Source organism: Streptomyces sp. NPDC046727 (genome assembly GCF_040645635.1).
In the GTDB taxonomy this organism is placed as follows: domain Bacteria; phylum Actinomycetota; class Actinomycetes; order Streptomycetales; family Streptomycetaceae; genus Streptomyces.
Map to the genome: position 1 here is coordinate 239,969 of NZ_JBEYYR010000001.1, position 24,786 is coordinate 264,754.

At 66.8% G+C, this 24,786-nt stretch carries 39 protein-coding genes; 1 reads left to right on the forward strand and 38 read right to left on the reverse strand.

Going from position 1 to position 24,786, the window contains the following annotated elements:
* Nucleotides 1-135: 135 nt before the first annotated feature.
* Together rpsI and rplM are read right to left on the reverse strand one after the other, a co-directional pair.
* Nucleotides 136-648, reverse strand: coding sequence for a 30S ribosomal protein S9 (rpsI, locus tag ABZ937_RS01025; protein WP_100827765.1), 513 nt, complete (start codon nucleotides 646-648; stop codon nucleotides 136-138).
* 42 nt (nucleotides 649-690) lie between these two features.
* The gene (gene rplM, locus ABZ937_RS01030) at nucleotides 691-1,134 is read right to left on the reverse strand and encodes a 50S ribosomal protein L13 (protein ID WP_361684312.1); all 444 of its coding nucleotides are present in this window, start codon (nucleotides 1,132-1,134) and stop codon (nucleotides 691-693) included.
* A 265-nt stretch (nucleotides 1,135-1,399) separates the two neighbouring features.
* On the opposite strand from rplM, the gene ABZ937_RS01035 reads away from it, so the two are divergent.
* Nucleotides 1,400-2,284, forward strand: a complete 885-nt coding sequence (locus ABZ937_RS01035) for a hypothetical protein (RefSeq protein WP_361684314.1) — start codon at nucleotides 1,400-1,402, stop codon at nucleotides 2,282-2,284.
* A gap of 9 nt (nucleotides 2,285-2,293) precedes the next feature.
* Here ABZ937_RS01035 and truA read toward each other — a convergent pair whose 3' ends face one another.
* The 36 genes from truA to ABZ937_RS01215 all read right to left on the reverse strand — a co-directional run bounded on the left by truA (nucleotide 2,294) and on the right by ABZ937_RS01215 (nucleotide 24,773).
* Nucleotides 2,294-3,145, reverse strand: a complete 852-nt coding sequence (gene truA / locus ABZ937_RS01040; RefSeq protein ID WP_361684316.1) for a tRNA pseudouridine(38-40) synthase TruA — start codon at nucleotides 3,143-3,145, stop codon at nucleotides 2,294-2,296.
* A gap of 74 nt (nucleotides 3,146-3,219) precedes the next feature.
* On the reverse strand, nucleotides 3,220-3,714 hold the full coding sequence (gene rplQ, locus ABZ937_RS01045) for a 50S ribosomal protein L17 (protein WP_361684318.1): 495 nt from the start codon (nucleotides 3,712-3,714) through the stop codon (nucleotides 3,220-3,222).
* A 96-nt stretch (nucleotides 3,715-3,810) separates the two neighbouring features.
* Nucleotides 3,811-4,833: a DNA-directed RNA polymerase subunit alpha gene (locus ABZ937_RS01050; RefSeq protein ID WP_003966937.1), complete on the reverse strand. Its 1,023-nt coding sequence runs from the start codon at nucleotides 4,831-4,833 to the stop codon at nucleotides 3,811-3,813.
* Between the two features lie 143 nt (nucleotides 4,834-4,976).
* On the reverse strand, nucleotides 4,977-5,381 hold the full coding sequence (gene rpsK / locus ABZ937_RS01055) for a 30S ribosomal protein S11 (protein ID WP_003956432.1): 405 nt from the start codon (nucleotides 5,379-5,381) through the stop codon (nucleotides 4,977-4,979).
* Between the two features lie 66 nt (nucleotides 5,382-5,447).
* Complete coding sequence (gene rpsM / locus ABZ937_RS01060; RefSeq protein WP_023547369.1) at nucleotides 5,448-5,828, reverse strand: 30S ribosomal protein S13; 381 nt, start codon at nucleotides 5,826-5,828, stop codon at nucleotides 5,448-5,450.
* Nucleotides 5,829-6,020: 192 nt separating this feature from the next.
* Entirely contained in the window at nucleotides 6,021-6,134 is a 114-nt protein-coding gene (rpmJ, locus tag ABZ937_RS01065; protein WP_003998809.1) for a 50S ribosomal protein L36, read from the reverse strand.
* Between the two features lie 60 nt (nucleotides 6,135-6,194).
* Nucleotides 6,195-6,416 carry a translation initiation factor IF-1 gene (gene infA / locus ABZ937_RS01070; protein ID WP_003948620.1) on the reverse strand — a complete coding sequence of 74 codons (222 nt, stop codon included), beginning with the start codon at nucleotides 6,414-6,416 and terminating at the stop codon, nucleotides 6,195-6,197.
* Nucleotides 6,417-6,563: 147 nt separating this feature from the next.
* Nucleotides 6,564-7,400, reverse strand: a complete 837-nt coding sequence (map, locus tag ABZ937_RS01075) for a type I methionyl aminopeptidase (protein WP_361684320.1) — start codon at nucleotides 7,398-7,400, stop codon at nucleotides 6,564-6,566.
* 102 nt (nucleotides 7,401-7,502) lie between these two features.
* Complete coding sequence (locus ABZ937_RS01080) at nucleotides 7,503-8,165, reverse strand: adenylate kinase (RefSeq protein ID WP_361684322.1); 663 nt, start codon at nucleotides 8,163-8,165, stop codon at nucleotides 7,503-7,505.
* Complete coding sequence (gene secY, locus ABZ937_RS01085; RefSeq protein WP_361684324.1) at nucleotides 8,165-9,478, reverse strand: preprotein translocase subunit SecY; 1,314 nt, start codon at nucleotides 9,476-9,478, stop codon at nucleotides 8,165-8,167. The genes ABZ937_RS01080 and secY overlap by 1 nt, the downstream gene beginning before the upstream one ends.
* A 191-nt stretch (nucleotides 9,479-9,669) precedes the next feature.
* The gene (rplO, locus tag ABZ937_RS01090) at nucleotides 9,670-10,125 is read right to left on the reverse strand and encodes a 50S ribosomal protein L15 (protein WP_023547373.1); all 456 of its coding nucleotides are present in this window, start codon (nucleotides 10,123-10,125) and stop codon (nucleotides 9,670-9,672) included.
* Between the two features lie 2 nt (nucleotides 10,126-10,127).
* Nucleotides 10,128-10,310 carry a 50S ribosomal protein L30 gene (gene rpmD, locus ABZ937_RS01095; RefSeq protein ID WP_003974250.1) on the reverse strand — a complete coding sequence of 61 codons (183 nt, stop codon included), beginning with the start codon at nucleotides 10,308-10,310 and terminating at the stop codon, nucleotides 10,128-10,130.
* A gap of 2 nt (nucleotides 10,311-10,312) precedes the next feature.
* Nucleotides 10,313-10,918 (reverse strand): 30S ribosomal protein S5, encoded by a 606-nt coding sequence (gene rpsE, locus ABZ937_RS01100; RefSeq protein WP_009190144.1) that lies wholly within the window; start codon nucleotides 10,916-10,918, stop codon nucleotides 10,313-10,315.
* A gap of 39 nt (nucleotides 10,919-10,957) precedes the next feature.
* Nucleotides 10,958-11,341: a 50S ribosomal protein L18 gene (gene rplR / locus ABZ937_RS01105; protein WP_100827758.1), complete on the reverse strand. Its 384-nt coding sequence runs from the start codon at nucleotides 11,339-11,341 to the stop codon at nucleotides 10,958-10,960.
* A 3-nt stretch (nucleotides 11,342-11,344) separates the two neighbouring features.
* Nucleotides 11,345-11,884, reverse strand: coding sequence for a 50S ribosomal protein L6 (rplF, locus tag ABZ937_RS01110; protein ID WP_361684326.1), 540 nt, complete (start codon nucleotides 11,882-11,884; stop codon nucleotides 11,345-11,347).
* Nucleotides 11,885-11,908: 24 nt separating this feature from the next.
* A complete protein-coding gene (gene rpsH / locus ABZ937_RS01115) occupies nucleotides 11,909-12,307 on the reverse strand; it encodes a 30S ribosomal protein S8 (protein WP_007494756.1) in 399 nt (132 codons plus the stop codon).
* Nucleotides 12,308-12,519: 212 nt separating this feature from the next.
* Nucleotides 12,520-12,705 carry a type Z 30S ribosomal protein S14 gene (locus tag ABZ937_RS01120; protein WP_003948630.1) on the reverse strand — a complete coding sequence of 62 codons (186 nt, stop codon included), beginning with the start codon at nucleotides 12,703-12,705 and terminating at the stop codon, nucleotides 12,520-12,522.
* Nucleotides 12,706-12,710: 5 nt separating this feature from the next.
* The gene (gene rplE / locus ABZ937_RS01125) at nucleotides 12,711-13,268 is read right to left on the reverse strand and encodes a 50S ribosomal protein L5 (protein ID WP_016434630.1); all 558 of its coding nucleotides are present in this window, start codon (nucleotides 13,266-13,268) and stop codon (nucleotides 12,711-12,713) included.
* Nucleotides 13,268-13,591 carry a 50S ribosomal protein L24 gene (gene rplX, locus ABZ937_RS01130; protein WP_086726220.1) on the reverse strand — a complete coding sequence of 108 codons (324 nt, stop codon included), beginning with the start codon at nucleotides 13,589-13,591 and terminating at the stop codon, nucleotides 13,268-13,270. Before rplX ends, rplE begins: the two co-directional genes overlap by 1 nt.
* 2 nt (nucleotides 13,592-13,593) lie before the next feature.
* Nucleotides 13,594-13,962 carry a 50S ribosomal protein L14 gene (gene rplN / locus ABZ937_RS01135; protein WP_003998823.1) on the reverse strand — a complete coding sequence of 123 codons (369 nt, stop codon included), beginning with the start codon at nucleotides 13,960-13,962 and terminating at the stop codon, nucleotides 13,594-13,596.
* Between the two features lie 98 nt (nucleotides 13,963-14,060).
* Nucleotides 14,061-14,345 (reverse strand): 30S ribosomal protein S17, encoded by a 285-nt coding sequence (gene rpsQ / locus ABZ937_RS01140; protein WP_018543912.1) that lies wholly within the window; start codon nucleotides 14,343-14,345, stop codon nucleotides 14,061-14,063.
* Nucleotides 14,345-14,569, reverse strand: a complete 225-nt coding sequence (gene rpmC / locus ABZ937_RS01145) for a 50S ribosomal protein L29 (RefSeq protein WP_007494763.1) — start codon at nucleotides 14,567-14,569, stop codon at nucleotides 14,345-14,347. The genes rpsQ and rpmC overlap by 1 nt, the downstream gene beginning before the upstream one ends.
* Entirely contained in the window at nucleotides 14,569-14,988 is a 420-nt protein-coding gene (rplP, locus tag ABZ937_RS01150) for a 50S ribosomal protein L16 (RefSeq protein WP_009190136.1), read from the reverse strand. Before rplP ends, rpmC begins: the two co-directional genes overlap by 1 nt.
* Nucleotides 14,989-14,993: 5 nt before the next feature.
* Nucleotides 14,994-15,812, reverse strand: coding sequence for a 30S ribosomal protein S3 (gene rpsC / locus ABZ937_RS01155; protein WP_055706471.1), 819 nt, complete (start codon nucleotides 15,810-15,812; stop codon nucleotides 14,994-14,996).
* Entirely contained in the window at nucleotides 15,812-16,159 is a 348-nt protein-coding gene (gene rplV, locus ABZ937_RS01160) for a 50S ribosomal protein L22 (protein WP_019329637.1), read from the reverse strand. Before rplV ends, rpsC begins: the two co-directional genes overlap by 1 nt.
* 43 nt (nucleotides 16,160-16,202) lie before the next feature.
* The gene (gene rpsS, locus ABZ937_RS01165) at nucleotides 16,203-16,484 is read right to left on the reverse strand and encodes a 30S ribosomal protein S19 (protein WP_073753479.1); all 282 of its coding nucleotides are present in this window, start codon (nucleotides 16,482-16,484) and stop codon (nucleotides 16,203-16,205) included.
* A gap of 12 nt (nucleotides 16,485-16,496) precedes the next feature.
* Complete coding sequence (rplB, locus tag ABZ937_RS01170) at nucleotides 16,497-17,333, reverse strand: 50S ribosomal protein L2 (protein WP_020941674.1); 837 nt, start codon at nucleotides 17,331-17,333, stop codon at nucleotides 16,497-16,499.
* Between the two features lie 40 nt (nucleotides 17,334-17,373).
* A complete protein-coding gene (gene rplW / locus ABZ937_RS01175; protein WP_143627892.1) occupies nucleotides 17,374-17,793 on the reverse strand; it encodes a 50S ribosomal protein L23 in 420 nt (139 codons plus the stop codon).
* Entirely contained in the window at nucleotides 17,793-18,446 is a 654-nt protein-coding gene (rplD, locus tag ABZ937_RS01180) for a 50S ribosomal protein L4 (RefSeq protein ID WP_361684330.1), read from the reverse strand. Before rplD ends, rplW begins: the two co-directional genes overlap by 1 nt.
* Before the next feature lie 8 nt (nucleotides 18,447-18,454).
* Nucleotides 18,455-19,099, reverse strand: coding sequence for a 50S ribosomal protein L3 (gene rplC, locus ABZ937_RS01185; RefSeq protein WP_014674369.1), 645 nt, complete (start codon nucleotides 19,097-19,099; stop codon nucleotides 18,455-18,457).
* A 16-nt stretch (nucleotides 19,100-19,115) separates the two neighbouring features.
* Nucleotides 19,116-19,424 carry a 30S ribosomal protein S10 gene (gene rpsJ, locus ABZ937_RS01190; RefSeq protein ID WP_003948644.1) on the reverse strand — a complete coding sequence of 103 codons (309 nt, stop codon included), beginning with the start codon at nucleotides 19,422-19,424 and terminating at the stop codon, nucleotides 19,116-19,118.
* A 394-nt stretch (nucleotides 19,425-19,818) separates the two neighbouring features.
* A complete protein-coding gene (locus ABZ937_RS01195) occupies nucleotides 19,819-20,880 on the reverse strand; it encodes a hypothetical protein (RefSeq protein ID WP_361684332.1) in 1,062 nt (353 codons plus the stop codon).
* Nucleotides 20,881-20,916: 36 nt separating this feature from the next.
* Nucleotides 20,917-23,145, reverse strand: a complete 2,229-nt coding sequence (locus ABZ937_RS01200; protein WP_361684334.1) for a hypothetical protein — start codon at nucleotides 23,143-23,145, stop codon at nucleotides 20,917-20,919.
* Nucleotides 23,146-23,191: 46 nt separating this feature from the next.
* Complete coding sequence (locus ABZ937_RS01205) at nucleotides 23,192-23,581, reverse strand: hypothetical protein (protein WP_361684336.1); 390 nt, start codon at nucleotides 23,579-23,581, stop codon at nucleotides 23,192-23,194.
* A 158-nt stretch (nucleotides 23,582-23,739) separates the two neighbouring features.
* A complete protein-coding gene (locus ABZ937_RS01210) occupies nucleotides 23,740-23,931 on the reverse strand; it encodes a DUF397 domain-containing protein (protein ID WP_361684338.1) in 192 nt (63 codons plus the stop codon).
* On the reverse strand, nucleotides 23,928-24,773 hold the full coding sequence (locus tag ABZ937_RS01215; protein WP_361684340.1) for a helix-turn-helix transcriptional regulator: 846 nt from the start codon (nucleotides 24,771-24,773) through the stop codon (nucleotides 23,928-23,930). Before ABZ937_RS01215 ends, ABZ937_RS01210 begins: the two co-directional genes overlap by 4 nt.
* Nucleotides 24,774-24,786 lie beyond the last annotated feature (13 nt).

The following is a 24,786-nucleotide window of genomic DNA, read 5'->3' on the forward strand; positions in this document are numbered from 1 at the left end:
CCTTTGAGCGTCTTGTGTCGTTATACGCCCTTGGCTGGGATAAGCGAACGCCCCGGAGGCACATGTGGCGTGCCGCCGGGGCGTTCGGAGTACGTGGGGCCGAAGCCCGTACCACGTACGAGCAGGCAGCGAAGCTTAGCGCTTGCTGTACTGCGGAGCCTTGCGGGCCTTCTTCAGACCGGCCTTCTTGCGCTCGACCGCACGGTCGTCGCGCTTGAGGAAGCCGGCCTTCTTCAGCGGGCCGCGGTTGTTGTCGACGTCGGCCTCGTTCAGCGCGCGGGCGACACCGAGACGGAGCGCACCGGCCTGGCCGGAGACACCGCCACCGGCGATGCGGGCGATGACGTCGTAACGACCCTCAAGCTCCAGGACCTTGAACGGCTCGTTGACTTCCTGCTGGTGCACCTTGTTGGGGAAGTAGTCCTCAAGGGTGCGACCGTTGATCTTCCACTTGCCGGTGCCCGGGACGATCCGGACGCGGGCGATGGCGTTCTTGCGACGGCCCAGGCCGGCGGCCGGCTGGGGCTCGCCGAAGCGGGAGGCCAGGGACTCCGAGGTGTACTCACCCTCGACGGGGACCTCGGACTCGGTGGTGTAGCTCTCGATGTCGATCTCTTCGATCGGCTGCTCGGCAGTGGTCTCGGCCACGATTCTCCTCAGATTCTCTTCAGTCTTAGGGGGTGGCCGGACTTACTGCGCGACCTGGGTGATCTCGTACGGCTGCGGCTGCTGCGCGCCGTGCGGGTGCTGGTCACCCTTGTAGACCTTCAGCTTCGAGAGCATCTGACGGCCCAGCGTGTTCTTGGGGAGCATGCCCTTGACGGCCTTCTCGATGGCCTTCTCGGGGTTCTTGTCGAGCAGCTCGTCGTAACGGACGGAGCGCAGACCACCCGGGTAGCCGGAGTGGCGGTACGCCATCTTCTGGGTCCGCTTGTTGCCGGACAGGTGCACCTTGTCGGCGTTGATGATGATGACGAAGTCACCCATGTCCATGTGCGGCGCATAGACGGGCTTGTGCTTGCCCCGGAGGAGGGTCGCTGCGGTGGTGGCGAGACGGCCCAGGACAACGTCCTGAGCGTCGATGACGTGCCACTGGCGCGTCACATCGCCGGGCTTGGGGCTGTACGTACGCACGGTTCGTAGCCTTCGCTTCGAGTGAATGGTCCTGAACAGGTCACCGAAACGATCACGACAGCCTCGACCGCACCGCGGTGACGCAAACCGCGTGCTGATCGCTGGTCATCGGCCCGGTGGACCGGTGTAAGGGCCCGTCCCGTGAGAATGAGCAAGCCAATACACAACGAAGAAGTAGGTTACCGGTCGGCCCCCGTACCGGTCAAAACGAGGCAGGCCGACAGACGGACTCCACACCACCGGCCCCCCGTCTAAGATGCGCCCCATGAGTTACGGGCAGGGGGGACCCCAGTCTCAGTGGGATCCCTGGAAACCGAATTCCCAGCAGCCGTGGAACGGCGAGGCCGATGACGGCACTCCGGACTGGGCCGCGCTCGCCGAGGCATCGGAGACGCGGAACAAGCGCCGCAAGGCGCTGTTCATAGCCGGTGGCGCGCTCGCCACCATCGCGATAGGCACGGCCGTCGCCATGGCCGTCGTGTCCGCGGACGGCGGCGACCCGGAGGCAGGCCCCAGCAATCTGCCCGCCAGCGCCTCCATCCCCGGCTCCGCCACCGGGACGCCGTCCTTCGCACCCACCAGCGCCCCGCCACCGCTGGACCCCAAGGACTTCATCTCCAGCGCCAAGAAGGACACGGCCCCGCTCAGCGCCGACACCCTCTTCCCGGGCAAGCAGCTGACCATGAACGGCGCCGTGTACAAGAAGGGCGCCACGGCCGACACCTCGAACTGCGCCTCCGTGACCGGCGGCACCCTGCCGTCGCTCCTCACCGCGAACGGCTGCACCCGTCTGATCCGGGTGAGCTACATCGACGGCAAGGGGGACATCGCGGCCACGGTCGGTGTCGCGGTCTTCGACAGCGCGGCCCGGGCCTCGAAGGTCAAGGCCCAGGCCGTCGGCAAGAAGAACCTCGTGCAGGCCCTGCCCGGCAAGGGCATCAAGGCCTTCTGCGACGCCGCGGTCTGCCGCACCACCACGAACGCCTACGGCCGCTACGCCTACTTCACCACCGGTGGCTTCACCAACGGCAAGGACGTCACCGACAAGAACACCGACGTGTTCACCGTCGGCAACGACCTGGCCCAGTTCACCGTGAACCAGATCCACCGCCGCGGCCAGGCCCAGGCCTCCGCGGCGGCGAACCGGTAGCCCCGGGGCTCAGCAGCACCCCGCCGACGGAAGCGAGCGCTTGTTCCGCGCCTCCCTGCTCCGGGCCGCCAGCAGCTCGTCGGCGGGGTAGCCGACCTCCTCCAGCGTCAGCCCGTGCGGCCGTACGACATGCACGGCCGAGTCCCGCACCCCCGCGGCCAGCACCTTCCCGGGCCACTCCGGGCCCCGGTGCCCGTCGCCCACGAACAGCAGCGCGCCGATCAGCGACCGCACCATGTTGTGGCAGAACGCGTCGGCCCGGACGGTGGCGGTGATGATCCCGTCATCGCCCCTGACCAGGCTCAGCTCCTGCAGCGTGCGGATCGTGGTGGCCCCCTCCCGCTTCTTGCAGTAGGCGGCGAAGTCGTGCTCGCCGAGCAGCGCCCGGGCGGCCTCGTTCATGGCGTCCACGTCGAGCGGCCAGTCGTGCCAGAGCACATGACCGCGCAGCAGCGGGTCCACACCGCCGGGGTTGTCGGTGACCCGGTAGGCGTACCGCCGCCAGACGGCGGCGAAACGGGCGTTGAAACCGCTCGGCGCCGGCCTGAGGGCCCAGACCCGCACATCCTTCGGCAGCCGCCCGGCGAGCCGCTTCAGCAGCTTCTGGTGGTGCTCCCGCCAGACCGCCTCCGGCAGGTCCACGTGCGCCACCTGGCCGCGCGCGTGCACCCCGGCGTCGGTCCGCCCGGCGACGGTCAGCTCATAGGTCTCCCGCGACCGCGTCACCGTGCGCAGGGCGTCCTCGATCTCCCCCTGTACGGTCCGCTTGCCGCCGGCCTGCTTGGCCCAGCCGTGGAAGTCGGTGCCGTCGTAGGAGAGGTCGAGACGGATGCGTACGAAACCGGGCTGTACTTCACTCACAGACAGATCCTCTCAGGTACGCGAAAGCGGGCCCGCCCCGAAGGGCGAACCCGCTTCCCGCGTCAGGCAGAGCCTCAGGCGTCCTTGGACTCCTCGGCAGCGGCCTCCTCGGCCGGCGCCTCGGTGGTCTCCGCAGCCTTGGCCTCCTCGGCCTCCTTGACCGCACGCTTGGTGGCGGCCTCGGCCTCACCGGTCGCCTGCTGGGCAACCGTCAGCGCCTCGACCAGCTCGATGACGGCCATGGGCGCGTTGTCGCCACGGCGGTTACCGATCTTGGTGATCCGGGTGTAACCACCCGGACGGTTCTCGTAACGCGGGCCGATCTCGGTGAAGAGCGTGTGGACGACGCTCTTGTCCGTGATGACCTGGAGCACCTGGCGGCGGTTGTGAAGGTCGCCCTTCTTCGCCTTGGTGATCAGACGCTCGGCGTACGGGCGCAGGCGGCGGGCCTTCGCCTCGGTGGTGGTGATACGGCCGTGCTCGAAGAGGCTCTTCGCGAGGTTCGCGAGGAGCAGCTTCTCGTGCGCGGCGCTGCCGCCCAGACGGGCACCCTTGGTGGGCTTCGGCATTGTTCTTCTCCTGTGTGTCTGCCCCGGCCGTGTCAGGTACCGGGGTCAGGAACCCGATGAGCGGATGCCCACCGGCAACGACCGATCAAGTACTGATCAGTACTGCTCGGTCTCCACGAAACCCGCGTCCGCGTCGTCGTCGGCGCCGAAGGCGTCGGCAGCGGCCGTGGGGTCGAATCCGGGCGGGCTGTCCTTCAGGGCCAGGCCCATGCCGGCCAGCTTCGCCTTGACCTCGTCGATGGACTTCGCACCGAAGTTGCGGATGTCCAGGAGGTCGGCCTCGGAGCGGGCGACGAGCTCACCCACGGAGTGGATGCCCTCACGCTTGAGGCAGTTGTAGGAGCGGACCGTGAGCTCCAGCTCCTCGATCGGCAGCGCGAGGTCGGCGGCCAGGGCGGCGTCCGTCGGGGACGGGCCCATGTCGATGCCCTCGGCGTCGATGTTCAGCTCGCGGGCGAGACCGAACAGCTCGACCAGCGTCTTACCGGCGGAGGCCATGGCGTCACGCGGACGCATCGCCTGCTTGGTCTCGACGTCGACGATCAGCTTGTCGAAGTCGGTGCGCTGCTCGACACGCGTGGCCTCGACCTTGTACGTGACCTTCAGAACCGGCGAGTAGATGGAGTCGACCGGGATACGGCCGATCTCCTGGCCCACCTGCTTGTTCTGCACGGCGGAGACGTAGCCGCGACCGCGCTCGACGGTCAGCTCCATCTCCAGCTTGCCCTTGCCGTTGAGCGTGGCGAGGACCAGGTCGGGGTTGTGCACCTCGACACCGGCCGGGGGCGCGATGTCGGCGGCGGTGACCAGACCCGGGCCCTGCTTGCGCAGGTACATCACGACCGGCTCGTCGTGCTCCGAGGAGACGACCAGCTGCTTGATGTTGAGGATCAGGTCGGTGACGTCCTCCTTGACGCCCGGCACGGTGGTGAACTCGTGCAGCACGCCGTCGATCCGGATGCTGGTGACAGCGGCACCGGGGATCGAGGAGAGGAGGGTACGGCGGAGGGAGTTGCCGAGGGTGTAGCCGAAGCCCGGCTCCAGCGGCTCGATCACGAACCGGGAGCGGAACTCGTCGACGACCTCTTCGGTCAACGAGGGACGCTGAGCGATCAGCATGTGTGGATCAGATCCTTCTTTCGTGGACGCCCGCTATTTGACGCCCGACGGAAACCGCACCCGTGAAAAGTGCGGGTACTGCAAGGGTACGGGCGGCACGGCCCGAAAGAGCCGTACCGCCCGGACAGCCCGGTGAAGCGAGGTCAGACGCGACGACGCTTCGGCGGACGGCAGCCGTTGTGCGGGGTCGGGGTGACGTCCTGGATGGAGCCGACCTCAAGACCCGTGGCCTGCAGAGAGCGGATCGCGGTCTCGCGACCGGAACCCGGACCCTTCACGAACACGTCGACCTTGCGCATGCCGTGCTCCTGGGCGCGGCGGGCAGCCGACTCGGCGGCCATCTGCGCGGCGAACGGCGTGGACTTCCGGGAACCCTTGAAGCCGACGTGGCCGGCGGAGGCCCAGGAGATCACGTTGCCGGACGGGTCCGTGATCGAGACGATCGTGTTGTTGAACGTGCTCTTGATGTGCGCGTGGCCGTGAGCGACGTTCTTCTTTTCCTTGCGGCGCACCTTCTTGGCAGCGCCCTGACGTCCCTTGGGGGGCATCTACTAACTCCTACGGGAGGTGGTCGGTCCTACAGCGAAGACCGTGGACAGGGTGTCCGCTGCGGACTACTTCTTGCCCGGCTTCTTCTTGCCGGCGATGGCGCGACGCGGGCCCTTGCGGGTGCGGGCGTTGGTGCTGGTGCGCTGACCGCGGACGGGCAGACCGCGACGGTGACGGAGACCCTGGTAGCAACCGATCTCGACCTTGCGGCGGATGTCGGCCTGGATCTCGCGACGGAGGTCACCCTCGGTCTTGATGTTGTTGTCGACGTACTCGCGGATCGCGACCAGCTGCTCTTCGGTCAGGTCACGAACGCGGGTGTTCGGGTCGACGCCGGTCGCAGCCAGCGTCTCCTTCGAGAGGGTCCGGCCGATGCCGAACACGTAGGTGAGGGCGACCTCCACGCGCTTTTCGCGCGGGATGTCAACACCGGAAACGCGTGCCATTCAATGGCTCCTGGTGAATCTTCGGAGGTCTTCCGCAGAACCGGCTCCCGGCCGCCGTACTAGGTACGAACCGGGTCCCCGGCCTCCGAACCGGGGGTGTCGAGCTGGATGGCTCGGGCTCTGCGTATGAACATATTCAGCTCGCGTCGCGCGAAACTCTGCGATAGAGGTGCAGAGGGAAATGGTCGTGCGTCAGCCCTGGCGCTGCTTGTGGCGCGGGTTCTCGCAGATGACCATGACCCGACCGTGGCGGCGGATCACCCTGCACTTGTCGCAGATCTTCTTGACGCTCGGCTTGACCTTCATTGGGTGAGGTTCTCCGGGTCAGTGCCATCGCACCGGGCGGGCCCGGGGCGCGGGCAAGATCTACTTGTACCGGTAGACGATCCGGCCACGCGTCAGGTCGTACGGAGACAGCTCCACCACGACCCGGTCGTCAGGGAGGATGCGGATGTAGTGCATGCGCATCTTGCCGCTGATGTGTGCCAGGACCTGGTGGCCGTTCTGGAGCTCGACCTTGAACATGGCGTTCGGCAGAGACTCGACGACAGTGCCCTCGATCTCGATGGCACCTTGCTTCTTGGCCACGCTTTGCCCTTCGAATCGACTACCTTGATCGACTTCCGTCACACTTGCGAGCATGCGGACATGCGGGTGCACGAGAGCCGACGAGTCAGTCTACGTCGGCGCACCCGGAAAGGCGAATCGGGAAAGTCTGCCCCATGGCGGAGATCCCTATGCGAGCGGGTCGGGGGCGGCCGTGATGCCGTACTCGGCGAGCTTGGCCTTTCCGCCGTCCGGGGCGGTGAGGACCAGGGGGCCCTCCGCGGTCAGGGCGACCGAGTGCTCCCAGTGGGAGGACCAGGTGCCGTCCGTCGTGATGACCGTCCAGTCGTCCGACAGGACCTCGGTGCGCGGAGTGCCGAGCGAGACCATCGGCTCGATGGCGAGGCAGAAGCCCGGGACCAGCTTGGGGCCCTTGCCGCGGCGGCGGTCCACGTAGTTCAGCAGGTGCGGGTCCATGTGCATCTCGGTGCCGATGCCGTGGCCGCCGTAGTCCTCGATGATCCCGTACTTGCCGCCGCCCGGCTTGGGCTGCCGGCGGATGTACGTCTCGATCGCCCGGGAGATGTCCACCAGGCGGTTGCCCTGCTTCATGGCCGCGATGCCGGCCCACATCGACTCTTCCGTCACCCGGGACAGCTCGACCAGCTCCGGGGCGTGACCGGAGCCCACGAACGCCGTGTAGGCGGCGTCACCGTGCCAGCCGTCGACGATCGCGCCGCAGTCGATGGAGATGATGTCGCCGTCCTTGAGGACGACGTCGTCGGAGGGGATGCCGTGGACGACGACGTCGTTCACGGAGGTGCAGATGGTGGCGGGGAAACCGCCGTACCCCAGGAAGTTCGACTTCGCGCCGTGCTCGGCGAGGACCTTGCGGGCCACCTCGTCCAAGTCCTTGGTGGAGGCGCCGGGGACGGCCGCTTCGCGCGTGGCCGCGTGGATGGCGGCTACGACCAGGCCCGCCGCCCGCATCTTCGCGATCTGCTCGGGGGTCTTGATCTGCACCATGGGGGGCCTGCGCTCTCCGTCACTCACGTCGACTGGGGGTACCTGTACAACAGTACGGCCGCGGCGCCCCCGCAAGGGCACCGCGGCCGGAAGGGCCGGGATCTACTTCTCGGCCTTCTCGCGCTTGAGGGCCTCCAGCGCCCGCTGCGTGATCTCGGCCACCGGGCCCAGGGAGGAGATCGTCACGACCAGGCCCTGCGCCTTGTAGTAGTCGATGATCGGCTCGGTCTGCGTGTGGTAGACCTCCAGCCGCGTGCGGACGGTCTCCTCACGGTCGTCGTCGCGCTGGTACAGCTCGCCGCCGCAGACGTCGCACACGCCCTCCTTGGCCGGCGCGTTGTACGACACGTGGAAGACGTGCGAGGAGTCCTTGCGGCAGATGCGCCGGCCGGCGATCCGCTTGACGACCTCGTCCTCGGGGACCTCCAGGTCCAGGACGGCGTCCAGCGTGATGCCCTCGGTCCGCAGCAGCTCGTCCAGCGCCTCCGCCTGCGAGACGTTCCGCGGGAAGCCGTCCAGCAGGAAGCCGTTCTCCGCGTCCGGCTGCTCCATCCGGTCCTTGGCCATCGCGATGGTCACCTCGTCCGGGACGAGGTTGCCGGCGTCCATGTAGGACTTCGCGAGCTTGCCCAGCTCGGTCTGCTGGCTGATGTTGGCCCGGAACAGGTCGCCCGTGGAGATGTGCGGAACGGCCAGCTTCTCTGCGAGCCGGACGGCCTGCGTTCCCTTACCGGCACCCGGCGGCCCGACGAGGACGATACGCATCAGCGGAGGAACCCTTCGTAATTGCGCTGCTGGAGCTGGCTCTCGATCTGCTTCACCGTCTCAAGACCGACACCCACGATGATGAGGATGCTGGTCCCACCGAACGGGAAGTTCTGGCTTGCGTTGAAGCCCACCAACGCCATTGTCGGTACGAGAGCGATCAGACCCAGATACAGCGAACCCGGCCAGGTGATCCGGTTGAGCACGTAGCTCAGGTACTCAGCGGTCGGTCGGCCAGCCCGGATGCCCGGGATGAAGCCACCATACTTCTTCATGTTGTCGGCTACTTCCTCGGGGTTGAAGGAGATAGCGACGTAGAAGAACGCGAAGAAAACGATGAGCAAGAAGTACGAAGCGATGTAAATCGGGTGGTCGCCCTTGGTGAGGTTCTGCTCGATCCAGGTCTTCCAGTCCGACTTGCCCCCCGCGAACTGCGCCACGAGCGCCGGGATGTAGAGCAGCGAGGAGGCGAAGATGACAGGAATCACACCTGCCTGGTTCACCTTGAGCGGGATGTACGTGGACGTACCGCCGTAGGAACGGCGTCCGATCATGCGCTTCGCGTACTGGACCGGGATGCGGCGCTGGGCCTGCTCGACGAAGACGACGAGCGCGACCATGACCAGACCCACCGCGATGACCGTGCCGAACTCGATCCAGCCGCCGGCCAGCGTGCCCTGCTTCTTGATGGCCCACAGGGCGGACGGGAAGGTCGCGGCGATCGAGATGAACATCAGGATCGACATGCCGTTGCCGATGCCGCGGTCGGTGATCAGCTCACCGAGCCACATCACGACGCACGTACCGGCGGTCATGCAGATGACCATGGTGATGGTGGTGAAGATCGCCTGGTCGGGGACGATCTGGTTCGCCACCGAACAGGTGCCGAACAGCGCACCGCTGCGGGCCGTGGCCACCAGGCCGGTGCCCTGGAGGATGGCCAGCGCCACGGTCAGGTAGCGGGTGTACTGCGTAATCTTGGCAGTGCCGGCCTGCCCCTCCTTCTTGAGGGCTTCCAGGCGCGGGATCACGACCGTCAACAACTGCAGGATGATGCTGGCCGTGATGTACGGCATGATCCCGAGCGCGAAGATCGTGATCTGCAGCAGCGCACCACCGCTGAACATGTTGACCAGCCCGAAGAGCCCCTGGTTACCGGAGGCCTCGCGGACACACTGCTGGACGTTCCTGTAGTTGACGCCCGGGATCGGGATGTGGGTACCGACCCGGTAGACCACGATGATGCCCAGCGTGAACAGCAGCTTCTTGCGCAGGTCGGGCGTCCTGAACGCCCGGGCGAACGCGGTGAGCACGGTGCCTCCTGCGACCCCCGCGCAACTGCGTCAAGGGTGACGGTCTTGAGGTTCGACGGATACAGAAAAAGAACAGTGCAGGCCACCTTACCGGCGACACTGCTCCCCGTGGAACGACCAACCGGGGATACCCCATTGTGAGGTATCCCCGGTCGGGATCGTTTACGTCATCGAGGCGTCGTCCGAAGGACTCAGACGAGCTCGGTGACCGTACCGCCGGCGGCGGTGATCTTCTCCTTGGCGGAGCCGGAGACGGCGTCGACCGTCACCTGCAGCGCCACGGAGATCTCGCCCTGGCCGAGGACCTTGACGAGGCTGTTCTTGCGAACAGCACCCTTGGCCACCAGACCCTCGACGGTGACCTCGCCACCCTCGGGGTAGAGCGCGGCCAGCTTGTCGAGGTTCACGACCTGGAACTCGGTCTTGAACGGGTTCTTGAAGCCCTTCAGCTTCGGGAGGCGCATGTGCAGCGGCATCTGGCCGCCCTCGAAGCGCTCCGGAACCTGGTAACGAGCCTTCGTACCCTTGGTACCACGACCGGCCGTCTTACCCTTCGACGCCTCACCACGACCGACACGGGTCTTGGCGGTCTTGGCGCCCGGGGCGGGACGGAGGTTGTGGATCTTCAGCGGGTTCTGCTCCGCCATGATCAGTCGACCTCCTCGACCGTCACGAGGTGGCGGACGGTGTGCACCATGCCGCGGAACTCGGGGCGGTCCTCCTTGACGACCTGCGTGTTGATGCCCTTGAGACCAAGGGAGCGCAGGGTGTCGCGGTGGTTCTGCTTGCTGCCGATGTAGGACTTGACCTGCGTGATCTTGAGCTGCGCCATGATTACGCACCCGCCCCGGCACGCGCACGCAGCAGAGCCGCGGGAGCGACGTCCTCCAGGGGCAGACCACGGCGAGCCGCGATCTCCTCGGGACGCTGCAGGCCCTTCAGGGCCTCCACGGTCGCGTGCACGATGTTGATCGCGTTGTCGGAGCCGAGCGACTTCGACAGCACGTCGTGGATACCGGCGCACTCGAGCACGGCGCGCACCGGACCACCGGCGATAACACCGGTACCCGGGGACGCGGGCTTGAGCAGCACGACGCCGGCAGCCTTCTCACCCTGGATCGGGTGCGGGATGGTGCCCTGGATACGGGGGACCTTGAAGAAGTGCTTCTTGGCCTCCTCAACGCCCTTGGCGATGGCGGCCGGCACCTCCTTGGCCTTGCCGTAACCGACACCCACGGTGCCGTCACCGTCGCCCACCACGACCAGCGCGGTGAAGCTGAAGCGACGACCACCCTTCACAACCTTGGCGACACGGTTGATCGCGACGACGCGCTCGACGTACGCGGTCTTCTCGGCGGCAGCAGCGCCGCCGTCACGGCCCTTCCGGTCCCGCCGCTCGCCGCCACCGGCACCGCCACCGCGGCGCTGGGGTCCAGCCATTGGAATTACCTCTCTCTTTTTCCGCTAGCTACGGCAGGCTCAGAACTTGAGCCCGGCTTCGCGGGCGGCGTCCGCCAGGGCGGCGATGCGCCCGGCGTACTGGTTGCCACCACGGTCGAACACGACAGCCTCGACGCCGGCGGCCTTGGCACGCTCGGCGACCAGGGCGCCGACCTGCTTGGCCTGCGCGGACTTGTCGCCCTCGCCACCGCGCACGGACGCGTCCAGGGTGGACGCGGACGCCAGGGTGTGGCCCTTGAGGTCGTCGATCACCTGCGCCACGATGTGGCGGTTGGAGCGGGTCACGACCAGACGGGGACGCTCCGCCGTACCGGAGATCCGCTTGCGGATCCGGATGTGACGGCGCTTGATCGCGGCGCGCTTGTAGGCGTCGCCCTTGAGGATCTTCTGCCCGTATGCCATGGCTTACTTACCCGCCTTTCCGACCTTGCGGCGGATGACTTCGCCCTCGTACTTGACGCCCTTGGCCTTGTACGGGTCGGGCTTGCGCAGCTTGCGGATGTTGGCCGCAACCTCGCCGACCTTCTGCTTGTCGATGCCCTCGACCTGGAAGCGGGTCGGGGTCTCCACCTTGAAGGTGATGCCCTCGGGCGCCTCGACGACGATCGGGTGGCTGTAGCCGAGCGCGAACTCGAGGTTCGAGCCCTTGGCCGTCACGCGGTAACCGACACCGCTGATCTCGAGCTTCTTCACGTAACCCTGGGTCACGCCGGTGATCATGTTCGCCACCAGCGTGCGGGACAGGCCGTGCAGGGCCTTGTTCTGACGCTCGTCGTTCGGGCGGGTCACCTGAAGGGTGCCGTCCTCGCCCTTGACGATGTCGATCGGCGCGACAACGGTGTGGGTCAGCGTGCCCTTGGGGCCCTTGACCGAGACCGTACGGCCGTCGATGGTGACGTCCACGCCGGCGGGAACCGTGATGGGGAGCTTGCCAATACGCGACATAGCTGTTTCCTCCGTTCCCTTCCGTTACCAGACGTAGGCGAGGACTTCCCCACCCACGCCCTTCTTGCCGGCCTGCTTGTCGGTGAGGAGCCCGTGCGACGTGGAGATGATCGCCACGCCGAGGCCGCCGAGCACCTTCGGCAGGTTGGTGGACTTCGCGTACACCCGGAGACCGGGCTTGGAGATCCGCTTGATGCCCGCGATGGAGCGCTCACGGTTCGGGCCGAACTTCAGCTCGAGAACGAGGTTCTTGCCGACCTCGGCGTCCTCGATCTTCCAGCCCGTGATGAAGCCCTCCTGCTGGAGGATCTCCGCGATGTGCGACTTGATCTTCGATGCCGGCATCGTCACGGAGTCGTGGTATGCCGAGTTCGCGTTCCGCAGACGCGTAAGCATGTCTGCGATCGGATCAGTCATGGTCATGAATTGGCCTTCGGCCTCTCTCGCCGGGGTTTCCTGGTGCGCCATCCCTCTCCCCGATCCGAGACGGGACGGGTGCGGCGCGGTGGACCTACGGCGTAGTAAGTCGTACGGGCGCGGCAGACGCCCAACCCCGCAAGCCTACGGCATGCGGAGAAGGGCCTCTGCCGACCCAGATGCTTACCGAGAGCTTCCGGAATCCCCGATCAGGGGGATTACCAGGAGCTCTTGGTCACGCCCGGCAGCTCGCCACGGTGAGCCATCTCACGAAGGCACACGCGGCAGAGGCCGAACTTGCGGTACACGGAGTGCGGACGGCCGCAGCGCTGGCAGCGCGTGTAGCCACGCACACCGAACTTGGGCTTGCGAGCAGCCTTAGCGATCAGAGCCTTCTTCGCCATCTCGCTCACGCCTCCTTGAACGGGAAGCCGAGGTGACGAAGGAGCGCGCGGCCCTCAGCGTCGTTGGTCGCCGTGGTCACCACGGTGATGTCCATACCCCGGACGCGGTCGATCTTGTCCTGGTCGATCTCGTGGAACATGACCTGCTCCGTGAGACCGAAGGTGTAGTTGCCACGGCCGTCGAACTGCTTGGGGGACAGGCCGCGGAAGTCGCGGATGCGCGGCAGCGCGAGCGACAGGGTGCGGTCCAGGAACTCCCACATGCGGTCGCCACGGAGCGTGACGTGGGCACCGATCGGCTGGCCCTCACGCAGCTTGAACTGCGCGATGGACTTGCGGGCCTTGGTGACGGCCGGCTTCTGACCGGTGATCGTGGTGAGGTCGCGGATGGCGCCCTCGATCAGCTTGGAGTCGCGGGCGGCGTCGCCCACACCCATGTTGACCACGATCTTGACGAGGCCGGGGATCTGCATGACGTTCTCGTACTTGAACTCGTCACGCAGCTTGCCCGCGATCTCCTCGCGGTACTTCTGCTTCAGACGCGGAGTGGTGGTGGTAGCCATCAGATGTCCTCACCCGTCCGCTTGGCAACGCGGATCTTGTTGCCTTCGTCGTCGAAGCGGTAACCGACACGCGTGACGACCTTCTGACCGTCCTTCTCCACGACCAGCTGAACGTTGGACACGTGGATGGGGGCCTCGGTGGTCACGATGCCGCCGGCCTGGGAACCGCTGGCGGTCGGGCCGGCCTTGGTGTGCTTCTTGACCCGGTTGACACCCTCGACCAGGACGCGCTCCTCGCGCGGGTAAGCGGCAATGACCTTGCCCTGCTTGCCCTTGTCCTTGCCGGTGATGACCTGGACCAGGTCGCCCTTCTTGATCTTCATGCTTACAGCACCTCCGGCGCGAGCGAGATGATCTTCATGAACTTCTTCTCGCGCAGCTCACGGCCGACCGGGCCGAAGATGCGGGTGCCGCGAGGGTCGCCGTCGTTCTTCAGAATGACGGCGGCGTTCTCGTCGAAGCGGATGTACGAGCCGTCCGGACGGCGGCGCTCCTTGACGGTGCGAACGATGACCGCCTTGACGACGTCACCCTTCTTCACGTTGCCACCGGGGATCGCGTCCTTGACGGTGGCGACGATGACGTCACCGATGCCCGCGTAGCGGCGACCGGAGCCACCGAGCACACGGATGCAAAGGATCTCCTTCGCACCAGTGTTGTCGGCGACGCGCAGTCGCGACTCCTGCTGGATCACGTCTATCTCCTGTTTGTCTGCCGGTTCCCCGCAGGGGCCTCAGTACGAGGACCCCTGCGGAGCCTGGCGGAACTGTCCTGCGGGTTTGCCCGCAGGAATTACTTGGCCTTCTCGAGGATCTCGACGACGCGCCAGCGCTTCGTCGCGGACAGCGGCCGGGTCTCCATGAGGAGGACGCGGTCGCCGACGCCCGCAGCGTTCTGCTCGTCGTGCGCCTTGAGCTTGTTGGTACGGCGGATGACCTTGCCGTACAGCGCGTGCTTGACGCGGTCCTCGACAGCGACGACGACGGTCTTGTCCATCTTGTCGCTGACGACCAGACCCTCACGGGTCTTGCGGAAGCCGCGGGCCTCTGCGTTCTCAGTCACGTTCTTCTCGCTCATCAGGCGTTCTCCACCGTTTCGATGCCCAGCTCACGCTCGCGCATCAGGGTGTAGATCCGCGCGATGTCCTTGCGGACCGCCTTCAGACGGCCGTGGTTCTCGAGCTGACCCGTCGCCGCCTGGAAGCGGAGGTTGAACAGCTCTTCCTTGGCCTCGCGGAGCTTCGCCAGAAGCTCCTCGTTGCCCAGCTCGCGCAGCTCGGACGCCTTGGTACCGGCCGACATCACGCTTCACCTGCCTCGCGCTTGACGATCCGGCACTTCATCGGCAGCTTGTGGGCCGCACGAGTGAGGGCCTCACGCGCAATCTTCTCGTTGGGGTACGACAGCTCGAACATCACGCGTCCGGGCTTGACGTTGGCGATCCACCACTCCGGCGAACCCTTACCGGAACCCATGCGGGTCTCGGCAGGCTTCTTGGTGAGGGGACGGTCCGGGTAGATGTTGATCCAGACCTTGCCACCACGCTTGATGTGACGCGTCATGGCGATACGAGCGGCCTCGATCTGACGGTTCGTCACATACGCCGGGGTGAGCGCCTGGATGCCGTACTCGCCGAACGCAACCTGCGTGCCACCCTTGGACATACCGTTGCGCTTCGGGTGGTGCTGCTTGCGGTGCTTGACCCTACGGGGGATCAGCATGTCGGTCAGGCCTCCGTTCCGGTGCTCTCAGCCGGAGCGGCGGGGGCCTCGGCCTTGGGGGCCTCGGCGCCGGCAGCCTGCTGCGGCTTGCGACCACGCCGCTCGCCACCACGGCCACCACGGGCCGGGCGGTCGGCGCCACCGCGGGCCGGGCGGTTACCCGCACGGGCGGCAGCGTTCTCGGCGCGGACCTCGGCGATGTTCTTGACGTCGCCCTTGTAGATCCAGACCTTCACACCGATGCGGCCGAAGGTCGTCTTGGCCTCGAAGAAGCCGTAGTCCACGTTCGCGCGGAGCGTGTGCAGGGGCACACGGCCCTCGCGGTAGAACTCCGAGCGGGACATCTCGGCGCCACCGAGGCGGCCACCGCACTGGATCTTGATGCCCTTGGCGCCGGCCTTCATGGCGGACTGCATGCTCTTGCGCATGGCCCGACGGAAGGAGACGCGGGAGGAGAGCTGCTCGGCAACGGCCTGGGCAACCAGCTGAGCGTCGGTCTCGGGGTTCTTGACCTCGAGGATGTTCAGCTGGACCTGCTTGCCCGTGAGCTTCTCGAGGTCGCCGCGGATGCGGTCGGCCTCGGCGCCACGGCGGCCGATGACGATGCCCGGACGAGCGGTGTGGATGTCCACCCGCACGCGGTCACGGGTGCGCTCGATCTCAACCTTCGAGATACCGGCGCGCTCCATGCCGGACGTCATCATCCGACGGATGGCGACGTCTTCCTTGACGTAGTCCTTGTACAGCTTGTCGGCGTACCACCGGGACTTGAAGTCCGTGGTGACACCGAGCCGGAACCCATGCGGGTTAACCTTCTGGCCCATTACCGGGTTCCTTCCTTGCTGCTGACGACCACGGTGATGTGGCTGGTCCGCTTGCGGATCCGGTAGGCACGGCCCTGGGCGCGCGGACGGAACCGCTTCAGGGTCGGGCCCTCGTCGACGTAGGCCTCGGAGATGTAGAGGCTGTCGGCGTCGGTGTGGTCGTAGTTGTGCGCGGCGTTGGCAATGGCGCTGTCGAGCACCTTGCCGACCGGCACGGAGGCTGCCTGCGGAGCGAATCGCAGAACAGCCTGGGCCTCCGTGGCGTCCATGCCACGGATGAGGTCCACCACGCGGCGGGCCTTCATGGGCGTGACGCGGATGTACCGCGCCTGGGCCCTGGCTTCCATGGTTGTCCCTTCAGTTACTTACGTGTCTGAATGCGATCCGCTACTAGCGGCGCTTCGACTTCCGGTCTTCCTTGACGTGGCCCCGGAAGGTGCGGGTCGGCGAGAACTCGCCGAGCTTGTGGCCGACCATCGACTCGGTGACGAACACCGGGATGTGGGTCTTGCCGTTGTGCACCGCGATCGTGTGGCCGAGCATGGCCGGGACGATCATCGAGCGACGGGACCAGGTCTTGATGACGTTCTTGGTGCCGGCTTCGTTCTGCGTGTCCACCTTCTTGATCAGGTGGTCGTCGACGAAGGGCCCCTTCTTCAAGCTACGAGGCATCTCAACCCGTCCTTAGCGCTTCTTGTTCGTCTTGCGGCGGCGGACGATGTACTTGTTCGACGCCTTCTTGGGCGAACGAGTACGGCCTTCCTTCTTGCCCCACGGGGACACAGGGTGGCGACCACCGGAGGTCCGGCCCTCACCACCACCGTGCGGGTGGTCAACCGGGTTCATCACGACACCACGGACGGTCGGGCGGACGCCCAGCCACCGCTTACGGCCGGCCTTACCCCAGTTGATGTTGCTCTGCTCGGCGTTGCCGACCTCGCCGATGGTGGCGCGGCAGCGGACGTCGACCAGGCGGATCTCGCCGGACGGCATGCGCAGGTGGGCGTAGGCGCCCTCCTTCGCGAGCAGCTGCACGGAGGCACCGGCGGAGCGGGCGAACTTGGCACCGCCACCGGGACGGAGCTCGATCGCGTGGATCGTGGTACCGACCGGGATGTTGCGGAGGGCCAGGTTGTTGCCCGGCTTGATGTCGGCCCCGGGACCGTTCTCGACGCGGTCACCCTGCTGCAGGTTGCGCGGGGCGAGGATGTAGCGCTTCTCGCCGTCGGCGTAGTGCAGCAGCGCGATGCGCGCGGTGCGGTTGGGGTCGTACTCGATGTGCGCGACCTTCGCCGGCACGCCGTCCTTGTCGTGACGACGGAAGTCGATCACGCGGTAGGCGCGCTTGTGTCCGCCACCCTGGTGGCGAACGGTCACACGACCGGCGTTGTTACGGCCGCCCTTGCTGTGCAGGGGGCGGACCAGCGACTTCTCCGGCGTGGACCGCGTGACCTCGACGAAGTCGGCGACGCTGGCGCCACGACGGCCCGGCGTAGTCGGCTTGTACTTGCGGATTCCCATTTCTCAGTCCTCGTCCGATATCGGACGATCCGGACCGCCCTTAGGCGGTCGGACCGCCGAAGATGTCGATACGGTCGCCCTCGGCGAGGGTCACGATCGCGCGCTTGCTGCCGGCACGCTGACCGAAGCCGGTCTTCGTGCGCTTGCGCTTGCCCTGGCGGTTGATCGTGTTGACCCCGGTGACCTTGACGTCGAAGACCGCCTGGACGGCCTGCTTGATCTGGGTCTTGTTGGCGTTCGGGTCGACGATGAACGTGTACTTGTTCTCGTCGAGGAGCGCGTAGCTCTTCTCGGAGACGACCGGCTTCAGCAGGACGTCACGGGGGTCCGTGTACGACTTGCTCAGCGGGGTCTCGACGGTGTTCTTGCCCTCGGTGGCGTGGCGCTTCGCCTTGGCGACGCGCGCGGCCTTGGCGGCCTTGGCGGCCTTCGAGGCAATGCTCGGGTGACGCGTAGCCATCAGGCCTCGCTCCCTTCGGTGTCAGCGGCCTTGGGGCCAGACACGAAGGACTCGAAAGCGGCCTGGGTGAAGACCACGTCGTCCGAGACGAGAACGTCGTACGTGTTCAGCTGGCCCGGCTCCAGGATGTGGACCTGGGGCAGGTTGCGGGCGGACAGCCACGCGGCCTCGTCGGCGCGCTCGACGACCAGGAGCAGGTTCTTGCGCTCGCTGATCTTGCCGAACAGGCTCTTCGCGGCCTTGGTGGACGGGTTCGCACCCTCGACCACGCCGGAGACGACGTGGATGCGGTTGTGACGCGCCCGGTCGGAGAGGGCACCGCGCAGGGCGGCGGCCTTCATCTTCTTGGGGGTGCGCTGCGAGTAGTCACGCGGCACGGGACCGTGCACGACGCCACCACCGGCGAACTGCGGCGCGCGGGTCGAGCCCTGACGCGCACGACCGGTGCCCTTCTGGCGGTAAGGCTTCTTGCCACCACCACGGACCTCGCCACGGGTCTTGGTCTTGTGCGTGCCCTGGCGGGCAGCGGCCAGCTGCGCGACGACGACCTGGTGGATCAGCGGAACGCTGACCTTGGCGTCGAAGATCTCCGCGGGGAGCTCGACGGAACCGGCCTTGTCGCCCGCCGGCGAAAGGATGTCAACAGTGCTCATCGGTTACCTCAGGCCCCCTTGGCCGCGGTGCGGACCAGGACGAGGCCGCCGTTCGGACCGGGAACCGCGCCCTTGATGAGCAGCAGACCCTTCTCCGCGTCAACGGCGTGGACGGTCAGGTTCTGGGTGGTGACCCGCTCGTTGCCCATGCGACCCGCCATGCGGAGGCCCTTGAACACACGGCCCGGGGTGGCGCAGCCACCGATGGAACCGGGAGAGCGGTGCTTGCGCTGGGTGCCGTGCCCGGCGCCGAGGCCACGGAAGTTGTGGCGCTTCATGACACCGGCGAAGCCCTTGCCCTTGCTCTTGCCGGTGACGTCGACCTTCACGCCGGCCTCGAACACCTCAGCGGTGATCTCCTGGCCCAGCGTGTACTCGGAGGCGTCCGCGGTGCGGATCTCGACGAGGTGGCGACGGGGGGTGACGTCGGCCTTGGCGAAGTGGCCCTTGAGGGGCTTGTTCACCTTGCGCGGGTCGATCTCGCCGAAGGCGATCTGGACCGACTCGTAGCCGTCGACGTCGTTGGTACGAACCTGGGTCACGACGTTGGGGCCGGCCTTGACGACGGTGACCGGAACAACACGGTTGTTCTCGTCCCACACCTGCGTCATGCCGAGCTTCTCGCCCAGGATGCCCTTGATCTGCTTAGCCATTCTCAGCCCACCAGCCTCAGAGCTTGATCTCGATGTCGACACCGGCCGGGAGGTCGAGTCGCATCAGAGAGTCAACGGTCTTGGGGGTCGGGTCGAGAATGTCGATCAGGCGCTTGTGCGTGCGCATCTCGAAGTGCTCGCGCGAGTCCTTGTACTTGTGCGGCGACTTGATGACGCAGTACACGTTCTTCTCAGTGGGCAGCGGCACCGGGCCCGCGACCGACGCACCAGTGCGGGTCACCGTCTCGACGATCTTCTTCGCCGAGGAGTCGATGACCTCGTGGTCGTAGGCCTTGAGCCGGATGCGGATCTTCTGTCCCGCCATGGCTACTCAGTAGTCCTTTGTCTCTTCACGCTCTGGAACCCGGTCCTCCACGCACTGTGCGTCCGACCCACGCGGTCGGGCGTGTCGCGCTTCCGCTGACACAGATGTCCCTTGTTCGAACATCCCTTGTCGTGGGAAAGAGGTTCACCGGGCGCCTGGTCGGTGCCGCGTCCACGCTTCCCGGAAGATTCCCGTACGTCCGCCCCAGCGCTGCCCGAAGGCAGTTAGGGCGACGAGTACTGTGGGACTCGCTTCCGGTCCTCCCGGCGGGAGGCGCGCAACATCAACACTCGACCGAGCAACTCCGACAGTCTGCCATATGGGGCGGGGGCTCCGCCAATCGAGCCGGAGAGAATACCCCGGGAGTGACGTAGGTCAAACGCGGGTCCTGCCGTCACGGCGCGGACATGATCCGTACCTCGCCGCAACCGCGCTGCTCGGCCTCGTGCTCGGCGAATGCCTTCAGTGCGGACCGGGCGAACGAGTCCGAGTAGTGCGGTACGGGGTAGTTGCCGGTGTCCCGGTCGTAGAGGCGGTAGAGGGCGAACGCCGCCTCGTGGGTGGACCGGGGGCACGGCGCGGTCGCCAGGACGTAGTCGCCGCCCGGGTGACCGAACCCGACCGACTCGAAGTCCTTGGCGGCGGCGCCGTAGTACGCGTACAGGCCGTATCCGGGCTTCTTCGCACTCGTGGCCAGGTAGCAGTTGGTCTGCGGAGCGTCCGGGTCGGCCGGGTACTCCATGATCTCGGGTGTCCCACTCTGCGCCCCCGGCACATCACGCAGCGCGACGCACGATCCTTGCGCCTGCCCCAGCGGCTTCGCCGTGCCGGGCTCGCCGAGGCGGGCCGTGGACACACGGGTGAGCCGCTTGCCGGCCTTGACCTGGCACCCGTGCTGTGCAGCCGCCTTCTTGGCGGTCTCGGTGGTCACCCGCCCCAGGCCGGTCAGCGCGGTCCCGCTCGAAGCGCCGTAGAGGTCACCGTAGGCGACCAGCGCCTTGTTCTTCTGGTTCGCGCAGTCGAGCGCGACCATGATCTGCCAGGTGCCGTCGTACCTGACGACACCGGACCAGCCGTTGCCCAGCGGTGCCGCCTGCTCCCGCACCCCGAGGGTGTCCGCGTTGTACCAGACCAGGCTGCCCGAGGGGGCCCCGTCGGTACTCCAGCGCAAGGTGACCCGCACGGCGCGTCCCGTCCCGGGGGACGTCTTGACGAAGCACCCGGCCAGGGACCCGTCGTCGCCGTCCTCCGCCTTCAGGTGCGAGGAGCCCAGCGCCGAGGTCAGCCCGTCCTGTGCCAGCGCGCCGTCGCAGGCCTGGTCCAGCGAGCGGCCGTCGCGCCACGAGTCGTACGCACCGGATCCGTACAGGACCAGCGCCACGAGGCCCAGGACCAGCACGCACACCACCGCGTACCAGCCCGCGTGGATGCCTCGGAGACCGGACTTCTTCTGCATCGCGTTCATCCTGTCGGGTGACCGTTCCGTGCCATGTCAGCGGTCGGCGCGCAGCGTGCTGAGCGTGCGGTCACGGCCGTGCTCGTAGTCGTTCTGGCCCGCGTGGACGTAGTACTTCGTCCAGTCGCTGTCGATGGCGTGGCCGCGGCTGTCCGCCCAGGCTCGCACCAGCTTCTCGACGTCGTGCTGGCCGGCGTCGTAGGTCTTGGCGTTCTGCTCGGTGGCTTCGAGGTTGGCCTCGGCCGTGTGCTCCTTGTTCGACTCGTACGCCCACACGTCGATGGCCTTGCTGGTGAGGTCTCCGACGGGGCTGAGATCCTTGACCGGGTTGAAGAGCAGCGCGGTGCCGAGGGAGGTGCCGATCCCGTGGTTGAAGTCGGCGGCCCACTGCGTCTTCTTGAACCGCTCGTCGTAGATGATGTCCGACCGGATGCCGTCGTAGGCGCCCATGGCCCGGGAGGACTCCACGATCCGGTCGCGGATCGTCTTGTCGCCGGCGTCCGCGGGGATGCCCTCCAGGACGTGGTGCGCGTACTGCTGCTCGGCCCCGTAGAGGTGTCCGAACGCCTCCGGGTCGTTGGCGACGCCCCGCATGACGGCGGCCAGACGCTGGTGCCCCACGGCCATGTGCGCGCCGTCCTTGTCGCTCCAGACGGAGCCCGCGCTGTCCCAGTCGATGTCGTACTTCGACGACGACTCCGCGTAGGTCTCGTGCGTGTCGGGCGTGTACGACGTCAGGACGTGCGCCAGCGGCGTGACGAGGCCCTTCGGCAGCTCCTGGGCGTGCTTGTCGGTGTACAGCGTGTTGATCGTGTGCTGCAGGATGCGGGCCTGCTCCTCGGTGTGCGGAGCGACGGCGTGGTAGCCGCCCGGTTCCTGGCCGGTGGTGGCCGCCTCCAGGGCCGCGCCGAAGCCCTTGCGGACGTCGCCGTCCTCCGCCATGACGGGCATGCCGGTCGTGGTGCCGCCGGGCGGGGTCGCGAAGTGGTCCACGACCGTGTCCCAGTCCCGCCCGTGGAGCAGGTACTCCAGGTTGTCGTTGTGGGCCGGGTCCAGGTACTCGGAGCTGACCTTCGGGTCCTGGGACATGATGCCGAGCACGCCGTCGAGCGGGTCGTTGGCGAACCAGCCCCGGTCCTCGCCGCTGTACTTGTCCCGCAGGCCCCAGACGGACTCCAGGTGGCCCTTGCCCAGGTACGACACCTCCGCCTGCCGGATGTCGTCCGCGGTGTCCTTCAGGAACTGTCCGTTGTAGCCGTGGCCCTGCTGCATGAGCGTGACCAGGCTCTGGTAGCCCCGGACGTTCTCGCCCGGGATGGAGTTCAGGCCGTCGACCTCGAACTTCTCGATGCCGTTCTTGCGCAGGTCCGCCCGGAAGTCCTTGTAGAAGGAGGAGTGCGGGTCCCGTGTCGCCGTCGCCAGCGTGGTGGCCAGGCCCTTCTGGATGTCGAGGTACTGGTCGCCGTGCTTCTTGTCGCCGTAGTGGGCGAGGCTGTCGAGGCTGTTGGAGAGCTCCAGCGTTCCCTTGGCGCCCAGGTCGTCCAGCAGGGTCTGGCTGAACGCCGTGTCGCCGGAGTTGTCGTGGAACAGCCGCTGCAGTTCCTTGTAGTCGCTCGCGCTCGCCTCGCCGGCCTTCACGCGCCCCGCGATGTCCTTGGCCTCGTCCGCCTCGTACTTCTCGATGTCGCCCTGCGCCTTGCCGTTGAAGCCGTTCAACGTGCCGTCGAGGGGGTCGGAGTCGATCACGACGGCCTTGAAGGCGATCTCGACACCCTTGTCGGCGTCGTCCACGGCCTTGACGCACTGGTCGATGCGCGCCTGCCAGGAGGCGACGGCCTTGCGGACGCTCTCCTGGTAGTCGGGGTCGTGAGCCAGCGCCTGGCGGTCCCCCTGGGTGAGCTTTCCAGTGTCGTACGAGACCACGCCCTGGTCCGACACCTTCATGCCCTGGGCTATCGCGTCGTCGCGCGCCGACTCAAGCTTCTTGCGCAGCTCCGCGAACTGGGTATGTGCGTCACGCAGAAGCGAGGCGACCGCCTTCGCCTCCGTCTGGGCGTCCTGGTATTCCTTGATCCTGATGCCGAAGCGGCTGTTTGCGGCTTGCTGGCTCTGGCCCACCCACGTCGGGCGCAGGGTGATGCCATGCACGTCACGCCGGTATGCACCCTCCTGCGTGTGGAGCTTGTCCGCCATACCGTCCCAGCGATCGGCGGCGGTGGTGAGCGTGGAAAGGTCGGTCGTAAGGATCTCGTGGTACGTCGGCATGGGTCCCCGTTGGATTCAGTGGCGTGCGAGCGGGCTCTGTTGTCCGTCAGTGCTCCGGTGGCGTCGAGTACGTGTCGAACACCGACACCTTGCGCACTCCGGCGCGCACTCCGAAATCCGTCCCTGCCATCACTGTGTTGTTGTTCCGGAGGGCTGCTTCGTCCTCCGACAGCCGGTGCAGGAATCCCTGGATCTGTTCGCCCCATGCCTTGTGCGCCTTGCTCACGGCACCGGAGGTGAGCCAGCCGTACCCGTCCTTCGCGTCGAACGCCTTCACCGCGGCGCCCGTCTCGTGGTCCGCCCAGGCCCCCGCCGTTTTGGTCTCCTTCTCGATGCTGTCGTGGAGGGTGTCCGCTGCGGCCTTCGTCTGGGCGGGAGACGATGCGAGGTCCGGTCCACCACCGCCCGGCTCGTCCGGCACATGGTTCAGCCGCATCCCCACAGCGTGTTCGCCGCTACTTCCTGCCATGGTGCCAACCCCCGTCTGCAACTCTGGCGTAGTCACTTCACACTAACAAACTGTCAAGTGACACAAGGGAGTTGAGCCGAAGCCTCGGCGCCCTTCCTACGCCGGCCGGGGGGCCGGTCGCATACTCAGGCGTTCCGTGAGGCGTACGTGACGAAGGCGGTCCAGGTGGCGGGGGCGACGGCGAGCCGGGCGCCGTCGGCGTGCTTGGAGTCGCGGATGTGGATGGTGGTGGGGGTGGGGGCGACTTCGATGCAGTCGTTGCCGTTACTGCTGTCGCTGTAGCTGCTCTTGAACCAGTGGAGTTCGACAGTGCTCATAGTTCTCCCAGCGCTTGCTCGATGAAGACCAGAGACTCCTCTGGCGTGAGCGCCTGAGCCCGGATGATGCCATAGCGCAGATCGAGCACGCGGAGCTGCCTCGGGTGTGAGACCGGACGACCCGAGAAGTCACCGTCGGTACGGCCCATCCCCGTGCCGTCCGCGAACTTCAGCACCTGAATCCGGCCCCCCGTTCCAGGGTGGTTCGCGCGGGCGGTCGGCATCACCTGGAACTCCACGAACGGCAACTGGGCTACCTCCAGCATGTGTTCGAGTTGTCGGCGCAACACCATTGTGTCCCCGACCGGGCGCCGCAACGTCACCTCTTCCTGGACGAAGCTGAACTCCGGAGCAGGGGACCGCTCGAAAACGGACTTCCGAGCCATGCGACCGGCCACCATGCTCTCCAGCTTGTCCAGCGAGTAGGCGGGGCGCCAGGTACGAAGCAGCGCTCGTGCGTACTCCTCCGTCTGCAACAGGCCATGGATGTTATGGCTGCCGTAGAGCAGCATCTCCACCGCCCGGCTTTCCAGCTCCGCCAGCTCACGCACCTTCTTCGGATACCGAGCCTTCCGCATGTCCTCCATGAAAGCCCGCAGATGCCCTTGCGCCTTCAGGATCTGGTCCGCCCTGTCCAGCAGCTCCGGCCGGGGAATCCGTACCCCGCGCTCGATCTTGCGGATCATGTCCTCGCCGTAGCCCAGGGCCTCCGCCAGCTCGGCCACGCTCATCCCGGCCGCCTCCCGGCACACCTTGAGCAGGCGCCCCACCGCCTGTACCACCGGCTCGATCTCGTCGCCCGGCTCGACGTCCCAACCCGCCTCGTCCACACCCTCGCCCATGGCTCCTCCTCCG

What these genes read in the sequence shown, in the direction of transcription:
- ABZ937_RS01035 (WP_361684314.1), top strand. Translation starts at nt 1,400, where the DNA reads ATGAGTTACGGGCAGGGGGGACCCCAGTCTCAGTGGGATCCCTGGAAA.
- rplQ (WP_361684318.1), bottom strand. Translation starts at nt 3,714, where the DNA reads ATGCCGAAGCCCACCAAGGGTGCCCGTCTGGGCGGCAGCGCCGCGCAC.
- ABZ937_RS01050 (WP_003966937.1), bottom strand. Translation starts at nt 4,833, where the DNA reads ATGCTGATCGCTCAGCGTCCCTCGTTGACCGAAGAGGTCGTCGACGAG.
- rpsK (WP_003956432.1), bottom strand. Translation starts at nt 5,381, where the DNA reads ATGCCCCCCAAGGGACGTCAGGGCGCTGCCAAGAAGGTGCGCCGCAAG.
- rpsM (WP_023547369.1), bottom strand. Translation starts at nt 5,828, where the DNA reads ATGGCACGCGTTTCCGGTGTTGACATCCCGCGCGAAAAGCGCGTGGAG.
- rpmJ (WP_003998809.1), bottom strand. Translation starts at nt 6,134, where the DNA reads ATGAAGGTCAAGCCGAGCGTCAAGAAGATCTGCGACAAGTGCAGGGTG.
- map (WP_361684320.1), bottom strand. Translation starts at nt 7,400, where the DNA reads ATGGTGCAGATCAAGACCCCCGAGCAGATCGCGAAGATGCGGGCGGCG.
- ABZ937_RS01080 (WP_361684322.1), bottom strand. Translation starts at nt 8,165, where the DNA reads ATGCGTATCGTCCTCGTCGGGCCGCCGGGTGCCGGTAAGGGAACGCAG.
- rplO (WP_023547373.1), bottom strand. Translation starts at nt 10,125, where the DNA reads ATGGCGGAGCAGAACCCGCTGAAGATCCACAACCTCCGTCCCGCCCCG.
- rpmD (WP_003974250.1), bottom strand. Translation starts at nt 10,310, where the DNA reads ATGGCGCAGCTCAAGATCACGCAGGTCAAGTCCTACATCGGCAGCAAG.
- rpsE (WP_009190144.1), bottom strand. Translation starts at nt 10,918, where the DNA reads ATGGCTGGACCCCAGCGCCGCGGTGGCGGTGCCGGTGGCGGCGAGCGG.
- rplR (WP_100827758.1), bottom strand. Translation starts at nt 11,341, where the DNA reads ATGGCATACGGGCAGAAGATCCTCAAGGGCGACGCCTACAAGCGCGCC.
- rplF (WP_361684326.1), bottom strand. Translation starts at nt 11,884, where the DNA reads ATGTCGCGTATTGGCAAGCTCCCCATCACGGTTCCCGCCGGCGTGGAC.
- rpsH (WP_007494756.1), bottom strand. Translation starts at nt 12,307, where the DNA reads ATGACCATGACTGATCCGATCGCAGACATGCTTACGCGTCTGCGGAAC.
- ABZ937_RS01120 (WP_003948630.1), bottom strand. Translation starts at nt 12,705, where the DNA reads ATGGCGAAGAAGGCTCTGATCGCTAAGGCTGCTCGCAAGCCCAAGTTC.
- rplE (WP_016434630.1), bottom strand. Translation starts at nt 13,268, where the DNA reads ATGGCTACCACCACCACTCCGCGTCTGAAGCAGAAGTACCGCGAGGAG.
- rplX (WP_086726220.1), bottom strand. Translation starts at nt 13,591, where the DNA reads ATGAAGATCAAGAAGGGCGACCTGGTCCAGGTCATCACCGGCAAGGAC.
- rpsQ (WP_018543912.1), bottom strand. Translation starts at nt 14,345, where the DNA reads ATGAGCGAGAAGAACGTGACTGAGAACGCAGAGGCCCGCGGCTTCCGC.
- rpmC (WP_007494763.1), bottom strand. Translation starts at nt 14,569, where the DNA reads ATGTCGGCCGGTACCAAGGCGTCCGAGCTGCGCGAGCTGGGCAACGAG.
- rplP (WP_009190136.1), bottom strand. Translation starts at nt 14,988, where the DNA reads ATGCTGATCCCCCGTAGGGTCAAGCACCGCAAGCAGCACCACCCGAAG.
- rpsC (WP_055706471.1), bottom strand. Translation starts at nt 15,812, where the DNA reads ATGGGCCAGAAGGTTAACCCGCATGGGTTCCGGCTCGGTGTCACCACG.
- rplV (WP_019329637.1), bottom strand. Translation starts at nt 16,159, where the DNA reads ATGGAAGCCAGGGCCCAGGCGCGGTACATCCGCGTCACGCCCATGAAG.
- rpsS (WP_073753479.1), bottom strand. Translation starts at nt 16,484, where the DNA reads ATGCCTCGTAGCTTGAAGAAGGGGCCCTTCGTCGACGACCACCTGATC.
- rplB (WP_020941674.1), bottom strand. Translation starts at nt 17,333, where the DNA reads ATGGGAATCCGCAAGTACAAGCCGACTACGCCGGGCCGTCGTGGCGCC.
- rplW (WP_143627892.1), bottom strand. Translation starts at nt 17,793, where the DNA reads ATGGCTACGCGTCACCCGAGCATTGCCTCGAAGGCCGCCAAGGCCGCC.
- rplD (WP_361684330.1), bottom strand. Translation starts at nt 18,446, where the DNA reads ATGAGCACTGTTGACATCCTTTCGCCGGCGGGCGACAAGGCCGGTTCC.
- rplC (WP_014674369.1), bottom strand. Translation starts at nt 19,099, where the DNA reads ATGGCTAAGCAGATCAAGGGCATCCTGGGCGAGAAGCTCGGCATGACG.
- rpsJ (WP_003948644.1), bottom strand. Translation starts at nt 19,424, where the DNA reads ATGGCGGGACAGAAGATCCGCATCCGGCTCAAGGCCTACGACCACGAG.
- ABZ937_RS01195 (WP_361684332.1), bottom strand. Translation starts at nt 20,880, where the DNA reads ATGCAGAAGAAGTCCGGTCTCCGAGGCATCCACGCGGGCTGGTACGCG.
- ABZ937_RS01200 (WP_361684334.1), bottom strand. Translation starts at nt 23,145, where the DNA reads ATGCCGACGTACCACGAGATCCTTACGACCGACCTTTCCACGCTCACC.
- ABZ937_RS01205 (WP_361684336.1), bottom strand. Translation starts at nt 23,581, where the DNA reads ATGCGGCTGAACCATGTGCCGGACGAGCCGGGCGGTGGTGGACCGGAC.
- ABZ937_RS01210 (WP_361684338.1), bottom strand. Translation starts at nt 23,931, where the DNA reads ATGAGCACTGTCGAACTCCACTGGTTCAAGAGCAGCTACAGCGACAGC.
- ABZ937_RS01215 (WP_361684340.1), bottom strand. Translation starts at nt 24,773, where the DNA reads ATGGGCGAGGGTGTGGACGAGGCGGGTTGGGACGTCGAGCCGGGCGAC.